Source organism: Bradyrhizobium sp. CFUWI, assembly GCF_056429085.1.
This window is the reverse complement of the sequence record NZ_JBWJZE010000020.1, coordinates 76779-96428: the sequence shown is the minus strand read 5'-3', so window position 1 is coordinate 96428 and position 19650 is coordinate 76779. Positions and strand designations below refer to the sequence as shown.

Below are 19650 nucleotides of genomic sequence, written 5' to 3'. Positions count from 1 at the left end.
ATTTTAATCAATGGCTTCAGGGCACAAGCGCTGGGGCGTGAGCTGAAAAGCCCGTGGTGACGGGTCCGGTTCGCCGGTCGGATCATGCGCCAAACGAATTGGGGTTCGCGCATCAATGCCCGGCACGGTGTGGGGTCCATCTTGATTTCTCGTTCGCTTGCTCGCGCGCTCTTGGCTTCGGTTGCGCTGATGACGGCCGGCGGCCTGCTGGCCGGCTGCAACAGCGACCAGGTCTCGCTCGCGACCAACGCCAAGGCCAACCAGCCGGTGCCGCCGAAGCTGATCGCTGCGATGGCCGAGAAGGACATGGACCTGCAATCGCCGATCCTGGTCCGCCTGTTCAAGCAGGAGGCCGAGCTCGAGGTCTGGAAGCAGACCCGCTCGGGCCAGTTCGCACTGCTCAAGACCTATCCGATCTGCCGCTGGTCGGGCGACCTCGGCCCCAAGGTGCGCGAAGGCGACCGTCAGGCGCCGGAGGGATTCTACTCGATCAATCCGGGCCAGATGAATCCGCAATCGGCCTATTACCTCTCCTTCAACACCGGCTATCCGAACGCGTTCGACAAGGCGCTGGGCCGCACCGGCTCGCAGCTGATGGTGCATGGCGACTGCTCCTCGCGCGGCTGCTACGCCATGACGGACGAGCAGATCGCGGAGATCTATTCGCTCGGGCGCGAATCCTTCTTCGGCGGCCAGAAGGCGTTCCAGCTGCAGGCCTATCCGTTCAAGATGACCCCGGTGAACATGGCCAAGCACCGGAACAATCCGAACATGCCGTTCTGGAAGATGATCAAGGAAGGCTATGATCATTTCGAGGTGACGCGGCAGGAGCCGAAGGTCGATTTCTGCGAGAAGAAGTACGTCTTCGACGCGGCGAAGCCGGCGGACGCCAAGCGCGATCCGGTGTTCGACGCCTCGGCAAAATGCCCGGCCTATGTGATCCCCGAGGACATCGTCGCCGCCGTGCGGGGCAAGCAAGCCAAAGACGAGGCCGAATACGCCAAGCTCGTCGCCAAGGGCACGCCGGTGGCGCGCATGAACACCGGCATCGACGGCGGCATGAACAAGGTGTTCGCCGCCAAGATTCCGGAAGGCTCGACCGGCCTGTCCGAGGGCGCCGAAGGCACCACGCTGCAGATGCTGGCGATGGCCAAGGCGCCAGGCACGATCCCCAGCCACGTCAATCCGCCGAAGCCAAATCTCGACGCGGTGGCGTCCACGCCGGCACCGCAGCAAGAGCCGGTCGTCGCCGTCAGCGCGCCCGCGACCAGCACCCGCGTCGCCTCGGCTCAGCCTGCCGAAAAGTCCGCCCAGGAGAAATCGCAAGAGAAATCCGGAGGCTTCTTCTCGAATCTCGGGCGCAAGATGGGCATCGGCTCATCCGACACCACGGCGACCACACCGCCGCCGCAGGCCACCGCATCCGTCGCTCCGGCTGCCACGCCCACGACACCCACGACCGCAGCGTCGCGGCTCAAAGCCGCCGTGAGCCGGTTCGTGCCGGGGAACGACAAGAAGGACGCGCCGAAGCCGGCCGTTGCCGCCGCCAAGCCCGCCGAGCCCGCAAAGCCCGACACGCGCCTCGCCCAGACCCGCCCGGTGCTGAAGCCGTCGGTGAGCGATGGTGCGGGTGAAGCCACGCAGATCATGGGCGCCGCGCCGGTGGTGTCGTCGAACTCGTTCGACAGCCGGTTCTCGGCGATGAAGTAAGGGCGAGACGTCGCGCCTTCCGGATTAAGCCAAACCTAACAGCACGATCGCCCTTCGCCGCCGATGGAGTCGCCGCTGCACTGGCAAGACCAACCTTGCGCCTCTCCAATGCCCTGATACGCTTCGTCCTCGAGAGGCAGAAGCTTGGACCCCGAGCCCGTCGAAGGCATTGCAGGAACACCTTGGACGGAGACTGAAATCTCCGCCGTGGTCGACAGTTATTTCCGGATGCTGGCCGCCGAAAAGGCGGGCGTTCCCTACAGCAAGGCCGACAATTGGCGTCGTCTCATGACGACCGTCCATCGATCTAAAGGGTCGATCGAACGCAAGCTCCAGAACATCTCTGCGGTTCTGGACTTGCTCGGCGCGCAGTGGATCAACGGTTACAAACCTCTCGCGCACTATCAGGACGCGTTGGTGCCGGCCGTCGAACGCAATATCCGACGGGAGCCAAACTTTCTCTATCCGGCAAGTGCGGATACGCAACCGCTGGCACTAAACGACGATGTGATCTTCGTTGCTCCGCCGCAATTCACCGATTTGGACAAGGCGCTTCCGCCTGCGGTCCGCCAACTTGTCGGGAAGTTTGATCCCGCAGAGCGGGATGCCAGAAATCGCGACTTGGGAAAGGCCGGAGAAAAGTTCGTTGTGGAATTCGAACGCATACGACTCCGACAAGCCGGGCGTGAAGATCTTGCCGATAACGTTCGTTGGGTTTCCGACCTGGATGGCGACGGATACGGGTACGATGTCCGTTCCTTTGAACCCGATGGACAAGAGCGGCTACTGGAAATCAAAACGACGTGCGGACACGAACGCACGCCATTTTGGCTCACCAAACGGGAGGTCGACGTTGCTGAAGAGAGGAGCGACAGATATCGAGTTCGGCGCGTCTTTCACTTTCGGAACCATGCGCAGATGTTCGAAATCGCTCCACCCCTTGAAAACGCGCTCTTCATGACGCCAACCACGTATTCCGTGGTCCCAAGATAGATTTCACCTGTTCGATCGCGTAACTCAATAAATTCGGATAAAAATAATTCACTTTACCCGAAGCGCGATACACCCTATACTCCCGCGCCATCTCATCCCTCCGGAAGGGGCGGGTCGCGATCGTCACGGTTCGTGGGGTGAGTTGCGGTGGACGCGGGCGGCGGTGGCGCCCAGGCGGATCGCAGGGCGGGGTCTCCCCGTGAGCGGTCGGCGGGCGCGGTACGACAGCGCGGCCATGCCCTGCGAAGCCCAAGGGGGCGAAGCAGGGTCGCGTACGGCAAAATCGTGTGGTCCTGGCGTCCGCAGGCTGGCGCCAAGTCCTGTGGTGATGTGGCGGCCCGACCGGGTGCGCGCATCAGCGATCCGCAGGGCGACGGGGGCAAGAGTGCATCGCTCCCCGGGGAGAGCGCGACATAAGCCGTCAAACCATCGCGCAGGGAAGGCCGGTTATCGGGCTGCACCTGTGTCTCCCCCTGTGAGCGTCTATCCACGCATCATTGCACAGGGGTTCGCGGGTGCCAGCCGGTACCCGGCCTTCCCTGCGCCCTTCCGATTTCAAGGGGCGCCAGAAGCGAAGCAAGACCCGGGCGCTGGGCGCCGCGGGATCGCGATGTCACGTCGGCTGTTTGACAGTTGAAGATGCGGATGCGGTGCCGCGCCAACTTCAGCTGTCATTCCCCGCGCAGGCGGGGAATCCAGTATTCCAGAGGCCGTCGTTATCGATCGAGACGCTGCGGCGTACTGGATGCCCCGGTCAAGCCGGGGCATGACAGCGAAGGTGGCGCGAGAGCATCAAACTTCATCAGCACAAATTCTACGGCGCCAGATACCGCATCAGCTCCGGATTGCCCCGCACCTGCCCCGCCTCGCCTTGCAGCGCGACGCGGCCGCGGTCGAGCACATAGGCGTAGTCGGCGACACGGAGCGCGAGGTCGAGGTGCTGCTCGACGATGATGACGGCGATGGTCCTGGCGAGCTCGATCAGGCGCTCGGTGATCTCCTCGATCACGCCGATCCAGACGCCTTCGGTCGGCTCGTCCAGCAGCAGCAGCTTGGGATCCCCCAGCATGGCGCGGCCGATCGCGAGCATCTTGCGCTCGCCGCCGGACAGCGTGCCAGCGGGCTGGTCGAGGCGCTGGCCGAGCTTGGGGAAGATGGTCAGCACGTGGTCGACGGCGTCGGCCTTGCTGCTGGCGAGCGAGCCGACGGCGAGATTGTCGCGCACCGACAGGCGCGCGAACACCGAATGCTCCTGCGGCACGTAGCCGATGCCGGCGCGAACGCGCTCCTGGGTGGCGCGGCGGCTGATGTCGCGGCCGTCGAAGGCGACCTCGCCCTTCCACGCCGGCAGCTCGCCGACGATGGTCTTCATCAGCGTGGTCTTGCCGGCGCCGTTGCGCCCGAGCACGGCGACACCGCCGCGCCAGGGAATGCCGAGGGTGACGTCGAACAGGACCTGGCTGCGGCCATAGCCGGCGTCGAGATGCTTGATGTCCAAAAATTCAGGCACGGCGCAGATAGATCTCCTGGACGGATGGGTTGGCCTGGATCTCCGACACCGTTCCCGACGCCAGCACCCTGCCCTGGTCGAGCACGGTGAGGCGATCGCAGATGTCGCGGATGAAATCGAGGTCGTGCTCGACGATGACGAGGGAGCAATGCTGCTTGATCGGCTGCAGCAGCTCGCCGGTGACGCGGCGCTCCTCCAGGCTCATGCCGCCGGTCGGCTCGTCGAGCAGCAGCAGCTTCGGCTTGCCGGCGAGCGCCATCGCGATCTCCAGCCATTGCTGCTGGCCGTGCGACAGCGCAGCGGCGGCCTCGAAGGCGCGGTCGGCCAGACGGAATTGCCTGAGCATGGTCATGACCTGGTCGTGCAGCGCGCCTCGCGTGCGCGAGAACACGAGGTCGAACAGCGAGGACTGCGCCTGCAACGCGAGCAGGATGTTGTCGTAGAGCGTCAGCGACGGCAGCACGGATGTGATCTGGAATTTGAGGCTCATGCCGGCCCGCGCGCGCTCGGTCGGCGTGTACGCGGTGATGTCGGCGTTGACGAAGGAGACTTTGCCTTGCGTCGGCACCTCGGCGCCGGCGATGCACTTCATCAAGGTGCTCTTGCCGGAGCCGTTGGGTCCGATCAGGCCGTGAAACTCGTTCTCGCCGACGGTCAGCGCCGCGCCGTCCAGCGCGGTGAGCTTGCCGAAGATCTTCTTGATGCCGGCGGCTTCAAGGAGCATCACGATTCTCCTTCGCCTTGGCGCCGAAGCTGCCGACGCGCTCGCGCTCGCCGAGCACGAAGCTGATCAGGCCGAGCGGGCGGAACAGGATCACCAGCAGCAGCAACACGCCGAGAATGATCGGCCAGATGTCGCGGTAATTGTCCGACAGCCAGAAGCTGACGCCCTCGACGATCACGGCGCCGATGACGGCGCCGATCAGCGTGCCCGAGCCGCCGAACAGCACGTAGAGCACCACCTGCGTCGAGACCACGACTCCGACCATGTTGGGCCAGACGAAACCCTCGTGGAAGGCATAGAGGCTGCCGGCGAGGCCCGCCACGGCGCCGCCGATGGTGAAGATGATCGCCTTGAGGTGCTGCGCCTTGTAGCCGAAGAAGGCGATGCGCTGCTCGTTTTCGCGCAGGCCCGCGAGCGCGAGGCCGAACTGCGACCGCACCAGGAAGCGGCAGAGCAGGTAGACCACGACCAGAATGCCGAGCACGAGATAGTAGAACGCCGGCCCTTCCGTGAACTCGTAAGTGCCGAGCGACATCGGCGCGATCGAGGGGATGCCGTTCTGGCCGCCGAGATAATACCAGCCGCGCGCCAGCCGATCGGCGGCGTAGGAGCCGGTCAACGTGCCGAGCGAGACGAAGATCACGCTGGAGGGATGCCGGCCCAGCAGCAGGAAGCCGCCGAGCAGCAACGCGAAGGCGAGGCCGATCAGCGTGCCCGCCGGCAGCACCAGGAAGATGTTGGTGACGTCGAGATCGCGTGCGAGCAGCGCCACGCCATAGCCGGCGGAGCCGAAGAACAGGGCCTGGCCGAAGCTCATGATGCCGGCATAGCCCCAGACCAGGTCGAACGACAGCGCGAACAGCGCCAGGATGATCACGCGCGTTGCGAACACGGTGAGATAATCCTGCAGCACCAATGGCGCGAGCAGCGCTGCGACGAGCACTACGGCCTCGACGATCGGCAGGATCTTCCGTCCTGCCTTGACGCGGTCCTTGGCCTGTCCCGCCGCTGCGCCCTCAGCCATCGCACCGTCCGCTTCGTCGCCCATGTCGGTGGCGATGGCTTCTCTTACCACACTCATCGGCTTCAGCATTCCACCTCAGCATTCCTTGGGATCGACGAGGCCGCTGCTGCGCGCGACGATCTCGTAGTTCCCGCCCTTGGCGACCGCGGTGTACATCTTCATCTTGCAATGGCGTTTGCCCGGGACCATCTCGGCAGGTCCGCCCGGACCTTCGGAGATCTTGGCATGGTCGAGCGCGGCGGCAACCGACTCGCGATCGATCTTACCGGCTTCCTTCACCGCGGCTTCCCACAGCTTGAGGCCGCGATAGGTGCCGGTGGCGGCACTGCCGGCCGCGAACAGGAAGTTGCCGGGGAAGTCCTTCTCGTAGGCCGCCTGGATCTTGGCGTCGAACGGGTTTTCCTTGGTCAGCACCTTGAAATAGTCGAGGCAGCTCGCGAGGCCTTCGATCTCGGCGGCCTGGTTGATGTTGAGCGTGTTCTCGTCATAGTAGACGCAGGCAAGGCGCCCGCCGTTCTTGAGGAAGCCGGCTTCATAGAGCTGTTTGAAGAACGGCCCGACGCCCGGCGGAATGACGGTGTTGAAGACGACATCGACCTTGTTGGAGACGATGCGGTTGACGGTCGCGGAGAAATCGACCTGGTCGAGCGGATAGTATTCCTCGAACACGACCTCGCCGCCGTTCGCCTCGATCACCTTGCGGGCATAGACGTTGAGCGTGTGCGGCCAGACGTAATTGGCGCTGGGGAGCGCGAACTTCTTGCCGCCGTTCTTGATCAGCCAGGGGATGAACTCGTCGCATTGCTGCGCCGGCGTCGGCCCGGTGCAGAACAGGTAGGGCGTGCACTCCTTGCCCTCGTAGAGCTGCGGATAGATGTAGAGCGTCTTGCCGCGCGCCACGATCGGATCCTTGATCGCGTTGCGCATCGACGAGGTGATGCCGCCCAGCACCATGTCGACCTTGTCGCGCTGGATCAGCTTGCGCACGTTGCCGACGGCGACGGATTCGTTGGAGGCGGTGTCCTCGATATAGAGCTCGAGCGGACGGCCGAGCAGGCCGCCGGCGGCGTTGATCTCCTTGATCACCATTTTGGCGACATTGGCGTCGGCATTGCCGGCATAGGCGATCGGGCCGGTGAGGTCGGTGGCGATGCCGACCTTGATCGGGGCTTCGGCCGCATTGGCCCAGGGCGCCGGGATCACCCAGCTGCCGACGCCGGTTGCGACCGCGCCGGACGCAAAGGCGAAATTGGAGAGAAAGCGGCGGCGTGAGAGCTGAGTGCGATCGAACATGTGACTAAACCCCTTTTCCAGCGATGAGGCCCTGCGGGCGGAATTTGATGAAGACAATGGCGAGCACGAAGACGAGAACATCGGCGACGACGGGCGCCATGATCCACGGCAGCGCGGCGCTGAGCGTGCCGATGACGCCGGCACCCGCGACCGGCCCAATGAAGGAACCGACCCCGCCGACCATGACCGCCACAAAGCCCTGGATCAGGAAGCGCAGGCCGAGATCGGCATAGAGGCTGAACACCGGGACGATCAGCGCGCCGGCAAGACCGGCAAGTGCGGAGCCGAATGCGAATGTGGCGCCGTACATCAGCGGCGTGGAGATGCCCGAGGCCCGCGCCAGCGAGGGATTTTCCAGCGTCGCGCGCATGCGCAGGCCGAAGCTGGTGCGCGACAGCAGGAGGTAGCAGCCCGCCATCACCAGGAGCGTGATGACGATGATGGTGAAGCGCCAGGCCGAGATGTGCATGGCCCCGATGTCGATCGAGCCGCCGATCGGCTCGGGCACGGTGAGATAGAAGCCGCCGATCAGCCCACGCACGGATTCGCGGATGATCAGGCCGAGCGCATAGGTGCCGAGCATGGCGACGATCGGCGCGGCGTAGAAGCGGCGGATGATCAGCGCCTCCAGCGCGAAGCCGAGCGCGCCGACCACGAAGGGCGCCGCGACCATGCCGGCCCAGATCGGCATGCCCTTGGCGTAGGCGAGATAGGTGATGTAGGCGCCGAGCAGGACGAACTCGCCCTGCGCGAAATTGAAGATGCCCATCATGCTGGCGATGATCCCGAGCCCCAGCACGATCAAGACAATGATCGCGCCAAAGCTCAGGATCTCGAACGCTGCGACGAACGCGTTAGCCATGCGTGGCGTTTCCAGCGGTCTGCATCAATGCCCCGCTCACATCTTCTTCCAGTCGCCGACCTGCTCGAAGGCGTGGGCGGCACGATAGATGGTGGATTCCTCGAACATGCGGCCGACCAGCATCAGGCCGACGGGCAGGCCGTCGACCATGCCGCAGGGCAGCGACATGGCGGGATGATGGGTGATGTCGAACGGCGCGGTGTTGGAGATCATCTCCAGCGCGCGGGCAACGTATTCCTCGCGGCTGGCGTTGGGCTCCGGCAGCTTGGTCGCCTTCATCGGCGTGGTCGGCATCAGCAGCAGATCGTAATCGCTGAACGCCTTGTCGTAGGCCGCAGTCAGCCGGCGCGAGATGTTGAGCGCCTTGCCGTAGAAGCGCGGGCCGAAATTGTTGTTGATGTAGGTGCCGAGCATCATGAACAGCTTGGTGGTCTCGGACAGCGAATCCGCCTGCCGGCGCCAGCCGCGATGGAAATCCATCAGCGAGGTCGAATAGAGATCGCCGCGGCTGAGGCCGTAGCCGTCGCCGAACATCATGGTCTGGGTCAGGCCTTCGGTACCGATCGGAGTCCAGATCGCGCCGCCCAACAGGTGCATCGGGATCGAGACGGTCTCGACGGTGGCACCGAGATCCTTGAAGCGCTTGGCAGCCTCACGAACGCTCTCGTTGACGGCGGCTTCCGCGGTCGGCTGCTCAAAACCTTCCTTGACGATGCCGATCTTCATGCCCTTGACGCCCTGGCCGAGCGCCTTGGTGTATTCCTCGACCTTGGGCGCCTTGATGCGGGGATCGTAGCCGTCGTCGCCGGCGAGCACTTCGAGCAGCAGCGCGTTGTCGGCGACGGTCGCCGTCATCGGGCCGGTATGGTCGACATAGATCTCGATCGGCATGATCCCGGTATAGGGAACGAGGCCCCAGGTCGGCTTCATGCCGTAGACGCCGCAGAACGAGGACGGCATCCGGATCGAGCCGCCCTGATCGCCGCCGATCGCCATGTCGACCTCGCCGAGCGAGACCACGACGCCCGAGCCCGAGGACGAGCCGCCGGCGGAGTAGCCCATCTTGTGCGGATTGTGCACCGGCCCGTAGGAGCCGGTGTGGCTGCCGCCGGACAGGCAGAAATGCTCGCAATGCACCTTGCCCTTGATCTCGGCGCCGGCATCCAGCATGCGCGTGACGATGGTGGCGTCGAAATCGGGCACATAGCCTTCCAGCGTCGACGAGCCGTTGGTCATGGGAACGCCGGCCAGCATGATGTTGTCCTTCAGCGCCACGGTCTTGCCCTTGAGCTTGCCGCTGGCGGCGCCTTTCACGGTCGACTTGCGGTACCAGGCATTGCGCGGGTTCTCTTCGGCCGAGGGGCGATAGCCCGGCGTGCGCGGATACTTCACCTCCGGCAACTCGTCCGGCATCGCGGCAACGAGATTGTAGGCCTCGATCGAGCCCTGCATCAGGCCGCGGAAGGAGGCGACGTCCTCATCGGTGAGCGAAAGGCCGCATTGCTCGGCGACACTGCGAAGCTGGGCTGGCGTGGGAAGGACAACTGTCACGGCGCTCTCCTGAGAGTTTTTCGGAACGTTGGGCGTGGCCGCCCCGGCGCGACGCACGCGTCAGCGGCCTCGCGGGAACATTCAAAACGGAAATATTTTCCTTTTCAAGTATTATTTTGCGGGCCGGCCTGCTCGGGAATTGCTGGGGCGAGGTCAGAGCGGCTTGATCAGCTTGAAATCGAGGCCGTCGGCCTCGGCAAGATGCATCGGCATCCGCGCGCGTCCGTCGCGGACCGTGACCGGGCCGCGGGCGCCGCTGTAGACGATATTGCGGCCGGCCGCGAGCATCGGGCCCATCGACAACGAACCGGCCTTGTTTGCGACGGTTTCGAGAAAGCGCAGGCCTTCGTAGCTGGACTGTCCGACCGAGCCGATCGGTGGCGCATTCGGCCCGAACATGGCGTGATAGCGGCTCTGGAAGTCGTCATTGGCACGCGCGCCCGTGCCGGTGAAATAGCCCGAGGCGCAGAACATGTTCTCGCTGTTGTCGGCGCCGATGCCGAGCAGAACCGTCTCGTCCATCGCGCCGGCGAGCCGCAGCGTGGTGGCGCCGAGCCCGCATTCGCCGAAGGCGCGGTTGAAGGTGATGCTGTCGGTGCCGATCAGCGAGATCAGCACGACGTCCGGCTTGGTTGCGCGAATGCGCGCCAGATGCGGCTCGTGATTGTCCTCGCCGAGGGGAACGAACTCTTCGCCGACGACGTGGCCGCCTGTTTCCCTGATGTAGGTCTTCACCGCGCGATGCGACTGCCAGGGCCAGACATAGTCGCTGCCGATCAGGTACCAGCGCCGGGCCTTCTTGACGTCGGCAAGCCAGTGGATGGCGGGGCGGCTCTGCCAGCGCGGCGTCTCGCCGATCGCCATCACGCCGGGCGTGCGCTCGCCGCCCTCGTAGACCGGCGTGTAGATATAGGGGATACGATGACGCGTGGTGACGTCGCGCAGGCCGACGCGGACCGCGCTGGTGTGCAGGCCGACGATGAGATCGACCTCGTCGAACGCGATCGCCTGCTCGGCGCGGTCCAGGACGTCATCCAGCGGCCCGCCGGCGTCGTAGATGGAGAGTTCGATCTCCCGGCCGAGGATGCCGCCGCGCTTGTTGATCTCGGCGACGGCGAGCTGCGCGCTGTTGGTGGCGCAGGGGCCCCAGACGCCGGGCGAGCCGGTGCAGCAGATGAAGCCGCCGATGCGGAGCTTGTTGGTGCCGCGCCGTTTGAACAAGGCATGATCGCGCGGCGACAACGCACCGTCAGCTGCCGGTGACGACAGATTCCTGAACAGCAAAGACGGCGGCAACGCCGGACCGCCGTGAGCCGGGAAGTTTACCGTCGCGCGCACGCCAACTCCTGTCTGGCTCCAGACCTGCAAGCACATTCTGCGGGCGGCCGCGGCATCCGCCCCTTTGTTGGGCAATTATCCTATTTTGAAAATATTGAAAGTTCAACAATTGAAGTGCATATAGATGCAGCATTGATTGCAAGACATTCACTCATTTGGGTCAAGACGAAGTCTTAGCCGTGGCAAAACCGACCAAAGCAAACACCCCGATCACCGAACACCTCGCCTATCTGCTCGCGCAAGCCAACCGGGAGATCAACCGGCAGCTGGAACTGCGGTTGAGCAAGGAGGGGGTTCCCGTCGAGCAATGGCGTATCCTGAAAGTGCTGTCCGATGGCAACGGCCATTCGATGGGCGAGCTCGCAGAGGCCGTGCTGCTCAACCATCCGACGCTGACCAAGATGATCGACCGCATGGTCTCGGACACCCTGGTCTATCGCGTCCAGGATCCGAACGACCGCCGCAAGGTGCTGATGTTCATTTCCGACCGCGGCAAGGTGCTGTGCAAGAAGCTCAACTCGCTCGCGGTGGACCAGGAGGAACACATCCTGGAGAGCTACGGCGACAAGTCGACCAGCGAATTGAAGCGGTTGCTCGAGAGCCTGATCGACAGCTCGAATTGAACATGATCGGAGCATGCGAGCCTCATTGAGCGCGCGAGGCTCGCCCTTAAGTCCGTGCGCAGGCCGAACGGGCGACGCACAAATGCATCATCGCCAGCATGAGAGCGGATAGCGCTGGCGGTTCCATGTCGTCCAGCCCGCGGCCCTGTTGCTGACCGGTTTAGCCAGGTACCATTTGTTGCCATCAGCGTGCTGGAAGTACAGGCCGCCCTGCGTACCGCTGCGTGGATTTGTCAGCTTCACCCATCGCGAGCCATTGTCTGAAAAGCTGCCCGACCAGCGTGCTCCCGAGGTGCTGCTGCAAATGTTCCCGTCGCAGGTTGTCTGACTGTCGTCCACGGCGGCCCACTTCATCCGGGCCGGCCGGCCGTCGATTTTGCAAGACCATGTTCCGCCCCACCATCCGGCCACTTGGCTCGCAGGGGCAGGACCGCCGCCGTAAAAGCTGAATGCAAGAACACAAAAGGCAGTCGGCAGCGCACGTCCCATTCCAGACATTGTCCGATCTCCCATTTTTGCCGCGTGTTGTGATTCAATCAAAGCACAGATTGAGCTCTCTTCAGGTGAAGCAGATCACAAGAGCCGTGGCGGAAAATTGGATGGGCTAGCCGGCGGCGTTCCCGTTCGCGACACGATCCCGCATCCCGCCGTTGGCATTCCGGGACGTGAGACAGTCCTTCAACCTGCGCAGCCGGACGAAAGCACTGAGCCTCCGAAATCTGCGCAAGCAGCAACACTAGGAAGTGATCGCTGGAGCAGCCGCGGCGGGCCGCCGGGGATTTGCGTCGAAGCCGTTTGCCCGGTGATTAAAGCGCGATGAGATTTGAGCCGCGCTCATACAGCGTGCGCCGCCGGCCCGTGATGCACCTGAAGATCAGGAGCCCGATATGGACCTGAGGCGTTTCAACGCCGAAGGTGCTTCCGCCTGCGATCCGCCAGCTTGTCGGGAAGTTTGATCCCGCAGAGCGGGATGCCAGAAACCGCGACTTGGGGAAGGCCGGAGAAAAGTTCGTCGTAGAGTTCGAACGCATCCGCCTCCGACGAGCTGGGCGCGAAGATCTCGCCGATAACGTTCGTTGGGTCTCCGACCTGGATGGCGACGGATACGGGTACGATGTCCGTTCCTTTGAACCCGATGGACAAGAGCGGCTACTGGAAATCAAAACGACGTGCGGACACGAACGCACGCCGTTTTGGCTCACCAAACGGGAGGTCGACGTTGCTGAAGCGAGAAGCGACAAATATCGAGTTCGGCGCGTCTTTCACTTTCGCAATCATGCGCAGATGTTTGAAATCGCTCCACCTCTTGAAGATGCGCTCTTCACGACGCCAACGACGTATTCTGCGGTCCCAAGATGACCTTTTGATCTGGTTCGAGCACCCTGCGCGCCAAAGTCGCGGGGCAATGCAGCCCTTTTCCACAAGAACATTCGGATATACATAATTTCTCTTTACCCGAAGCGCGACACACCCTATACTCCCTCGCCATCTCATCCCTCCGGAAGGGGCGGGTCGCGATCGTCACGGTTCGTGGGGTGGGTTGCGGTGGACGCGGGCGGCGGTGGCGCCAGGTGCGGTCGCAGGGCGGGTAGTCCCCGTGAGCGATCAGCGGGCGCGGGTACGACAGCGCGGCTTGTGTACGGCAAAATCGTGTGGTCCTGGCGCCCGCAGGCTGGCGTCAAGTCTCCGCGGTGGTGTGCGTGCCCGACCGGGTTGCGCATATCAGCGATCTGCGAGGCGACGGGGGCAATAGTGCAACGCTCCCCGGGGAGAGCGCGACGTAAGCCGTCAAACCATCGCGCAGGGAAGGCCGGTTATCGGGCTGCACCTGTGTCTCCCCTGTGAGCGTCTACCTACGCATCATTGCACAGGGGCTCGCGGGTGCCAGCCGGTACCCGGCCTTCCCTGCGCCCTTCCGATTCCCGAGGGGCAAGAATAAAGCAAAGACCTGGGCGTAGATGCGCCGCGGGATTGAGACCTTGCGCGCAGAGCGCACATGGGCGAGCAGCTTGACGGCATCGAACAATAAATATACTATACCGTATAGTTCATTAAATGGAGATCATGGTGCCGCTTTCTTCCCCTTGTCCCTCGCGCTGGTGGGACGAGCTCCGCTCGAAGACCCGCTTGATCCGGCCCACACGAAAGTCGCGACGGCTGAAGGTTCTGGTCGCAATCGCGGTGATCGCAACGACCCCCGCGACAGCTCAGATGCCGCCGCCGCCTCCCGAATTGCCTCCGGAGGGCCCGCTGGACATGATCGCGGGAATCGTCATCCAAAAATACAAGACGTCCAGCTGCGAGGATCTGAAAGCAAAGAAGGGAGAGCCCCCGCCAGAAGTCATCGGAGCAGCGGTTGCCTTCCTGAAGGGCAATCCCTCCCTCAAGGTGAAATTCATCAACAAGGTGGCCGCGCCGGTCGCCAACAAGATGTTCGACTGCGGAATGATCCCCTGAGGACCTTCAGCGACGCTGCAGCTCGGGGGCCTCAGCCCTCAAGCATACCGTCCGTGACAGTGCTTGTACTTCTTGCCGCTTCCGCACGGGCAATCCTCGTTGCGACCGACCTTGCCCCAGCTGGCGGGGTTCTTGGGGTCGCGAAGCGTGGCATCGGTGGCCTGCGCGCCGAGCGTGACGCTGGCAAGCGCCATCTCGTCCTCGCCGGTGTTGGGGTCGAACTTGTGCGCCTCCATCGGAGGCAGGACCGGGGCTTCCTGCTCCGGCGGGACGATCTCGACCCGCATCAGCTGCGCCGTGACGGCCTCGCGCAAATGGGCGCTCATCTCCTGGAAGAGATTGAAGGCTTCGGTCTTGTACTCCTGCAAGGGATCGCGCTGGCCGTAACCGCGCAGGCCAATGACCTGGCGCAGATGGTCGAGCATGATCAGGTGCTCGCGCCAGAGATGGTCGAGGGTCTGGAGCAAAATGGTCTTCTCGACGTAACGCATCACGTCGGGACCCCATTGCGCCACCTTGGCCGCCATGTGCTCGTCGGCCCTGGTCTCGATCCGGTTGAGCAATTCCTCGTCGGCGATGCCCTCTTCCTTGGCCCATTCGTCGACCGGCAGGTCGAGATCGAGCACGCGCTTCAGCTCGTCCTTCAGGCCTGCGACGTCCCACTGCTCGGCATAGGCATGCTCGGGCACGTGCTTGGCGACGAGGTCGTCGATAAAGGCGTGGCGCATGTCGGTGACGGTTTCGGCGACGCTGTCGTCCTTCATCAGCTCGACGCGCTGGTCGAAGATCACCTTGCGCTGGTCGTTCTGGACGTTGTCGAACTTGAGCAGGTTCTTGCGGATGTCGAAGTTGCGCGCCTCGACCTTCTGCTGCGCCTTCTCGAGCGCCTTGTTGATCCAGGGATGGATGATGGCCTCGCCCTCTTGCAGGCCGAGACGCTGCAGCATGCTGTCGAGACGGTCCGAGCCGAAGATGCGCATCAGATCGTCTTCCAGCGACAGGAAGAACTTCGAGCGGCCGGGGTCGCCCTGACGGCCGGAGCGGCCGCGCAGCTGGTTGTCGATGCGGCGGGATTCGTGACGCTCGGAGCCGATGATGTAGAGACCGCCCGGCTTCTTCACGGTCTTGGCGGGCTTGGACCCCTTCGCCGGCTCGATCTCGACGGTCTCCTCGGCCTTCAGCACGATATTGCGGAAGGTCTCGATGTCGGCCTTGATCTGCTCGATCTTCCTGGCCTTCTCAGCTTCGTCGGTGATCCCGGCGGTCTCCTGCTGGATGCGCATCTCCAGCGAGCCGCCGAGCTTGATGTCGGTGCCGCGGCCGGCCATGTTGGTGGCGATCGTGATCGCGCCGGGCACGCCGGCTTCCGCGACGATATAGGCTTCCTGCTCGTGGAAGCGCGCGTTCAGCACGGCGAACAGCTTCGCCGGCTTGCCGGCGCGGGCCGCCGCATAGAGCTTGTCGAGGGCGTGCTCCTTGCCGAAGTCGATCTGCTTGTAGCCGTTCTTCTTGAGGAATTCGGCGAGCACTTCCGACTTCTCGATCGAGGCCGTGCCGACCAGCACCGGCTGCAGCCGCGAATTGGCGCGCTCGATCTCAGCGAGGATCGCCTGGTATTTTTCCTGCTGGGTGCGGTAGACCTCGTCGTCCTCGTCGAGACGGGCGACCGGCAGATTGGTCGGGATCTCCACGACCTCGAGCTTGTAGATGTCGAACAGCTCGTCCGCTTCGGTCGCGGCCGTGCCGGTCATGCCGGCGAGCTTCTCGTACATGCGGAAGTAGTTCTGGAAGGTGATCGAGGCCAGCGTCTGGTTCTCGGGCTGGACCTGGACGTGCTCCTTAGCCTCCAGCGCCTGGTGCAGGCCTTCCGAATAACGGCGGCCCGGCATCATGCGTCCGGTGAACTCGTCGATGATGACGACCTCGTCGTCGCGGACGATGTAGTCCTTGTCGCGGGTGAACAGCGTGTGGGCGCGCAGCGCCTGGTTGATGTGGTGCACGACGGAGACGTTCTCGACGTCGTAGAGCGACTCGCCCTTGAGCTGGCCGGCATCGCGCAGCAGCGTCTCGATCTTCTCCATGCCGGCTTCGGTCAGCGTCACCGTGCGCTGCTTCTCGTCGACGTCGTAATCGGTCTTGTCGAGCTTGGGCAGGAAGCCGTCGATAGTGTTGTAGAAATCCGAGCGGTCGTCGAGCGGGCCGGAGATGATCAGCGGCGTGCGCGCCTCGTCGATCAGGATGGAGTCGACCTCGTCGACGATGGCGAAGAAGTGCGGGCGCTGGACCATGTCCTCGAGCCGGTACTTCATGTTGTCGCGCAGATAGTCGAAGCCGTATTCGTTGTTGGTGCCGTAGGTGATGTCGCAGGCATAGGCCGCCTTGCGCTCGGAATCGTCGAGGCCGTGCACGATCACGCCGGTGGTCATGCCGAGGAAGCCGTAGATCTGGCCCATCCAGCCGGAGTCGCGGCGGGCGAGATAGTCGTTCACGGTGACGACGTGGACGCCCTTGCCGGCGAGCGCGTTGAGGTAGACCGCGAGCGTGGCGACCAGCGTCTTGCCTTCGCCGGTCTTCATCTCGGCGATATCGCCCTCGTGCAGCACCATGCCGCCGATCAGCTGGACGTCGAAATGGCGCTGGCCGAGGGTGCGCTTGGCGGCCTCGCGCACGGTGGCGAAGGCGGGCACCAGGAGATCGTCCAGCGTCTTGCCCTCGGCAAGCTGCTTCTTGAACTCGGCGGTGCGGGCCTTGAGCGCCTCGTCGGAAAGCTTGGAAACCTCGGGTTCCAGCGCGTTGATCGCGTTGACGCGGGACTGATATCCCTTCACCCGCCGGTCGTTGGCGGAGCCGAAAAACTTGCGGGCGAGCGCGCCGATCATGCCTAGTTCCTGTGTTCGCGATTTAACCGCGTTGGGCCCGAGAAAGTTGTCACCCGCCTGCCTATCAACTCACCGTGACGCCTGATGGCGTGTTCGGCCCGGACTGCGGGGTCGTCCGCCATATGGGTGGGAATTGGGCAAGCCTGGGTTCAACGGCCAAAAACGCAGCAAAATAAACGCCATCGCCATGGTCGCGACCGGCCAGAGATATGGCCCGGTCGGGGCCTTGTCAACGGCGGGCGCATTGCGGCTAATTCATCATTTTGACAGACTTTTCGCGTTGCCAAGCCCCCCTGACTTGGGCGAGTGTCCGCCCCGCTCGAGCAGCCCCCTGCTTCAACATAAGGATTTTCCATGACCAGCTCGTTCCCGGTAACCACCGGCCAGCGTTTCCGCCTTGCGACCGCCCTGGCTGGCAGCCTTGCTCTGGCGCTGTCGCTGGCGTTCGCGGGCCCGCTCCGGGCGGCCGACGATCCGGTGCTGGCGAAGGTCAATGGCGCGGAAATCAAGAAGAGCGACGTCGCCATGGCCGAGGAGGAGCTCGGGCCGAGCCTCGCCCAGATGGACCCCGCGACCAAGGACGAGAACGTCCTGTCGTTCCTGATCGACATGAAGATCGTCAGCAAGGCTGCCGAGGACAAGAAGGTCGCCGACAGCGAGGAGTTCAAGAAGCGCCTGGCATTCGCCCGCAACCGGCTTCTGATGGACAGCCTGCTCGCCAATGAGGGCAAGGCCGCCACCACCCCCGACGCCATGAAGAAGGTCTACGAGGAGGCCTCCAAGCAGATCACCGGCGAGCAGGAGGTGCGCGCCCGCCACATCCTGGTCGAGACCGAGGACGAGGCCAAGGCGGTCAAGGCCGAGCTCGACAAGGGCGCCGATTTCGCCGAGCTGGCCAAGAAGAAGTCCAAGGATCCTGGCTCGGCCGATGGCGGCGACCTCGGCTTCTTCACCAAGGAGCAGATGGTGCCGGAATTCTCCACCGTCGCCTTCGCGCTGGAGCCGGGCAAGGTCTCCGACCCCGTGAAGTCGCAGTTCGGCTGGCACATCATCAAGGTCGAGGAAAAGCGCAACCGCAAGGCACCGGACTTCGAGCAGGTCAAGACCCAGATCGAGCAGTATGTGACCCGCAAGGCCCAGGCCGAGTATGTCGCCAAGCTGCGCACCGAAGCCAAGGTCGAGCGGCTGGACCAGCCGGCGGCTGATGCGTCCAAGGACGCCAAGCCGTCCGACAGCAAGATGGCGCCGCCGGCGAAGAAGTAAATCGACTTCCCTCTCGCACTTCAGTAGTTTGACGTCATGCCCGGGCTCGTCCCGGGCATCCACGTCTTAAGACCCTCATCAACGTGTGCTGAAGGACGTGGATGGCCGGGACAAGCCCGGCCATGACGGCTTCCATTTGTCCAAAAGGCCCCGCGATGTCCTCCTCCGTCTCTCCCCTCGCCCCGAAGACCGTCCCCGATATGCCCGTGATCGCGGGCGTCCGTCTTGCGACGGCCGAGGCCGGCATCCGCTACAAGAACCGCACCGACGTGCTGCTGGCGGTAATGGACAAGGGCACCGCGGTCGCCGGCGTCTTCACCAAATCGAAATGCCCCTCGGCACCGGTGGAATGGTGCCGCGCCAAGCTGAAGGGCGGCAAGGCGCGCGCCCTGGTCGTCAATTCCGGCAATGCCAACGCCTTCACCGGCAAGACCGGCCGCGCCTCCACCGCGCTGACTGCCAAGATCGCGGCCAAGGCGGTCGGCTGCAGCGAGAGCGAAATCTTCCTGGCCTCGACCGGCGTGATCGGCGAGCCGCTGGATGCCACCAAGTTCGACGGCGTGCTCGGTCGCCTCGCCGAGACCGCCGAGCCCGGCGACTACCTCGCCGCGGCCAAGGCGATCATGACCACCGATACCTTTCCGAAGGTCGCGACCGCGACCGTCAAGCTCGGCAAGGCCAGGGTCACCATCAACGGCATGGCCAAGGGCGCCGGCATGATCGCCCCCGACATGGCGACGATGCTGTCCTTCATCTTCACCGACGCGCCGATCGCGCCCGCGGCCTTGCAGGCGCTGCTCAAGGCCGGTGTCGAGGACACCTTCAACGCAGTGACGATCGACGGCGACACCTCGACCTCGGACACGCTGCTGGCCTTCGCCACCGGCGCGGCTGCCGAACACGGCGCACCGAAGATCAGCCGCGCCAGCGATCCGCGCCTGAAGGCCTTCGTCAAGGCCTTCAACCAGCTGCTCGCCAACCTCGCCGAGCAGGTCGCCCGCGACGGCGAAGGCGCGCGCAAGCTGGTCGAGATCATTGTCGAGGGCGCCAAGACCAAGGCCTCAGCGCGCAAGATCGCGATGTCGATCGCCAACTCGCCGCTGGTGAAGACCGCGATCGCGGGCGAAGACGCCAATTGGGGGCGCGTGGTGATGGCGGTGGGCAAGGCCGGCGAGCCGGCCGATCGCGACAAGCTCTCGATCTCGTTCAACGGCATCCGCGTCGCCAAGAACGGCGCGCGCGATCCGTCCTATGACGAGGCCCAGGTGTCGGACGCGATGAAAGCGCCGGAGATCGCGATCAAGGTCTCACTCGGCCTCGGCAAGGGCCGCGACCGCGTGCTGACTTGCGACCTCACCAAGGAATATGTGGCGATCAACGGGGACTACAGGTCGTAGGCTCCGCGGCTGTCATTCCGGGGCTC

16 protein-coding genes are annotated in these 19650 nt (G+C 64.0%); 7 read left to right on the top strand and 9 right to left on the bottom strand.

The features are described from left to right. Positions 1–141: 141 nt before the first annotated feature. Together AC066S_RS31430 and AC066S_RS31425 are read left to right on the top strand one after the other, a co-directional pair. On the top strand, positions 142–1710 hold the full coding sequence (locus AC066S_RS31430; RefSeq protein ID WP_478271426.1) for a L,D-transpeptidase family protein: 1569 nt from the start codon (positions 142–144) through the stop codon (positions 1708–1710). A gap of 144 nt (positions 1711–1854) precedes the next feature. Next, a complete protein-coding gene (locus AC066S_RS31425) occupies positions 1855–2703 on the top strand; it encodes a protein NO VEIN domain-containing protein (RefSeq protein ID WP_478271425.1) in 849 nt (282 codons plus the stop codon). Positions 2704–3517: 814 nt separating this feature from the next. Here the strand turns inward: AC066S_RS31425 and AC066S_RS31420 are convergent. The 7 genes from AC066S_RS31420 to AC066S_RS31390 form a co-directional block, all read right to left on the bottom strand. Next, entirely contained in the window at positions 3518–4213 is a 696-nt protein-coding gene (locus AC066S_RS31420; protein ID WP_126260720.1) for a branched-chain amino acid ABC transporter ATP-binding protein, read from the bottom strand. Beyond that, a complete protein-coding gene (locus tag AC066S_RS31415; protein WP_478271424.1) occupies positions 4206–4940 on the bottom strand; it encodes an ABC transporter ATP-binding protein in 735 nt (244 codons plus the stop codon). Before AC066S_RS31415 ends, AC066S_RS31420 begins: the two co-directional genes overlap by 8 nt. Next, the gene (locus AC066S_RS31410; RefSeq protein WP_126260718.1) at positions 4927–6030 is read right to left on the bottom strand and encodes a branched-chain amino acid ABC transporter permease; all 1104 of its coding nucleotides are present in this window, start codon (positions 6028–6030) and stop codon (positions 4927–4929) included. Before AC066S_RS31410 ends, AC066S_RS31415 begins: the two co-directional genes overlap by 14 nt. A gap of 6 nt (positions 6031–6036) precedes the next feature. After that, positions 6037–7254, bottom strand: a complete 1218-nt coding sequence (locus tag AC066S_RS31405; protein ID WP_478271423.1) for a substrate-binding protein — start codon at positions 7252–7254, stop codon at positions 6037–6039. A gap of 4 nt (positions 7255–7258) precedes the next feature. Then, positions 7259–8116 carry a branched-chain amino acid ABC transporter permease gene (locus AC066S_RS31400; RefSeq protein ID WP_135171376.1) on the bottom strand — a complete coding sequence of 286 codons (858 nt, stop codon included), beginning with the start codon at positions 8114–8116 and terminating at the stop codon, positions 7259–7261. Between the two features lie 36 nt (positions 8117–8152). Continuing rightward, positions 8153–9667, bottom strand: coding sequence for an amidase (locus tag AC066S_RS31395; RefSeq protein WP_478271422.1), 1515 nt, complete (start codon positions 9665–9667; stop codon positions 8153–8155). Positions 9668–9820: 153 nt separating this feature from the next. Beyond that, the gene (locus AC066S_RS31390; RefSeq protein ID WP_167767769.1) at positions 9821–11005 is read right to left on the bottom strand and encodes a substrate-binding domain-containing protein; all 1185 of its coding nucleotides are present in this window, start codon (positions 11003–11005) and stop codon (positions 9821–9823) included. Positions 11006–11184: 179 nt separating this feature from the next. Here AC066S_RS31390 and AC066S_RS31385 point away from each other — a divergent pair, with 179 nt between their 5' ends. After that, the gene (locus tag AC066S_RS31385; RefSeq protein WP_135171373.1) at positions 11185–11628 is read left to right on the top strand and encodes a MarR family winged helix-turn-helix transcriptional regulator; all 444 of its coding nucleotides are present in this window, start codon (positions 11185–11187) and stop codon (positions 11626–11628) included. An 87-nt stretch (positions 11629–11715) separates the two neighbouring features. On the opposite strand, the gene AC066S_RS31380 is transcribed toward AC066S_RS31385, so the two are convergent. Continuing rightward, positions 11716–12117 carry a DUF6006 family protein gene (locus AC066S_RS31380; RefSeq protein ID WP_478271421.1) on the bottom strand — a complete coding sequence of 134 codons (402 nt, stop codon included), beginning with the start codon at positions 12115–12117 and terminating at the stop codon, positions 11716–11718. 426 nt (positions 12118–12543) lie between these two features. Here AC066S_RS31380 and AC066S_RS31375 point away from each other — a divergent pair, with 426 nt between their 5' ends. Both AC066S_RS31375 and AC066S_RS31370 read left to right on the top strand, forming a co-directional pair. Beyond that, positions 12544–12987 carry a protein NO VEIN domain-containing protein gene (locus AC066S_RS31375; RefSeq protein ID WP_478271420.1) on the top strand — a complete coding sequence of 148 codons (444 nt, stop codon included), beginning with the start codon at positions 12544–12546 and terminating at the stop codon, positions 12985–12987. An 897-nt stretch (positions 12988–13884) separates the two neighbouring features. Next, a complete protein-coding gene (locus AC066S_RS31370) occupies positions 13885–14085 on the top strand; it encodes a hypothetical protein (RefSeq protein ID WP_478271419.1) in 201 nt (66 codons plus the stop codon). A gap of 38 nt (positions 14086–14123) precedes the next feature. Here the strand turns inward: AC066S_RS31370 and secA are convergent, their stop codons facing one another. Then, positions 14124–16964: a preprotein translocase subunit SecA gene (gene secA / locus AC066S_RS31365; protein ID WP_478271418.1), complete on the bottom strand. Its 2841-nt coding sequence runs from the start codon at positions 16962–16964 to the stop codon at positions 14124–14126. Between the two features lie 354 nt (positions 16965–17318). Here secA and AC066S_RS31360 point away from each other — a divergent pair, with 354 nt between their 5' ends. Both AC066S_RS31360 and argJ read left to right on the top strand, forming a co-directional pair. After that, entirely contained in the window at positions 17319–18227 is a 909-nt protein-coding gene (locus AC066S_RS31360; RefSeq protein WP_135171370.1) for a peptidylprolyl isomerase, read from the top strand. Between the two features lie 155 nt (positions 18228–18382). After that, positions 18383–19624 carry a bifunctional glutamate N-acetyltransferase/amino-acid acetyltransferase ArgJ gene (gene argJ, locus AC066S_RS31355; RefSeq protein ID WP_478271417.1) on the top strand — a complete coding sequence of 414 codons (1242 nt, stop codon included), beginning with the start codon at positions 18383–18385 and terminating at the stop codon, positions 19622–19624. The last annotated feature ends 26 nt before the right edge of the window (positions 19625–19650 follow it).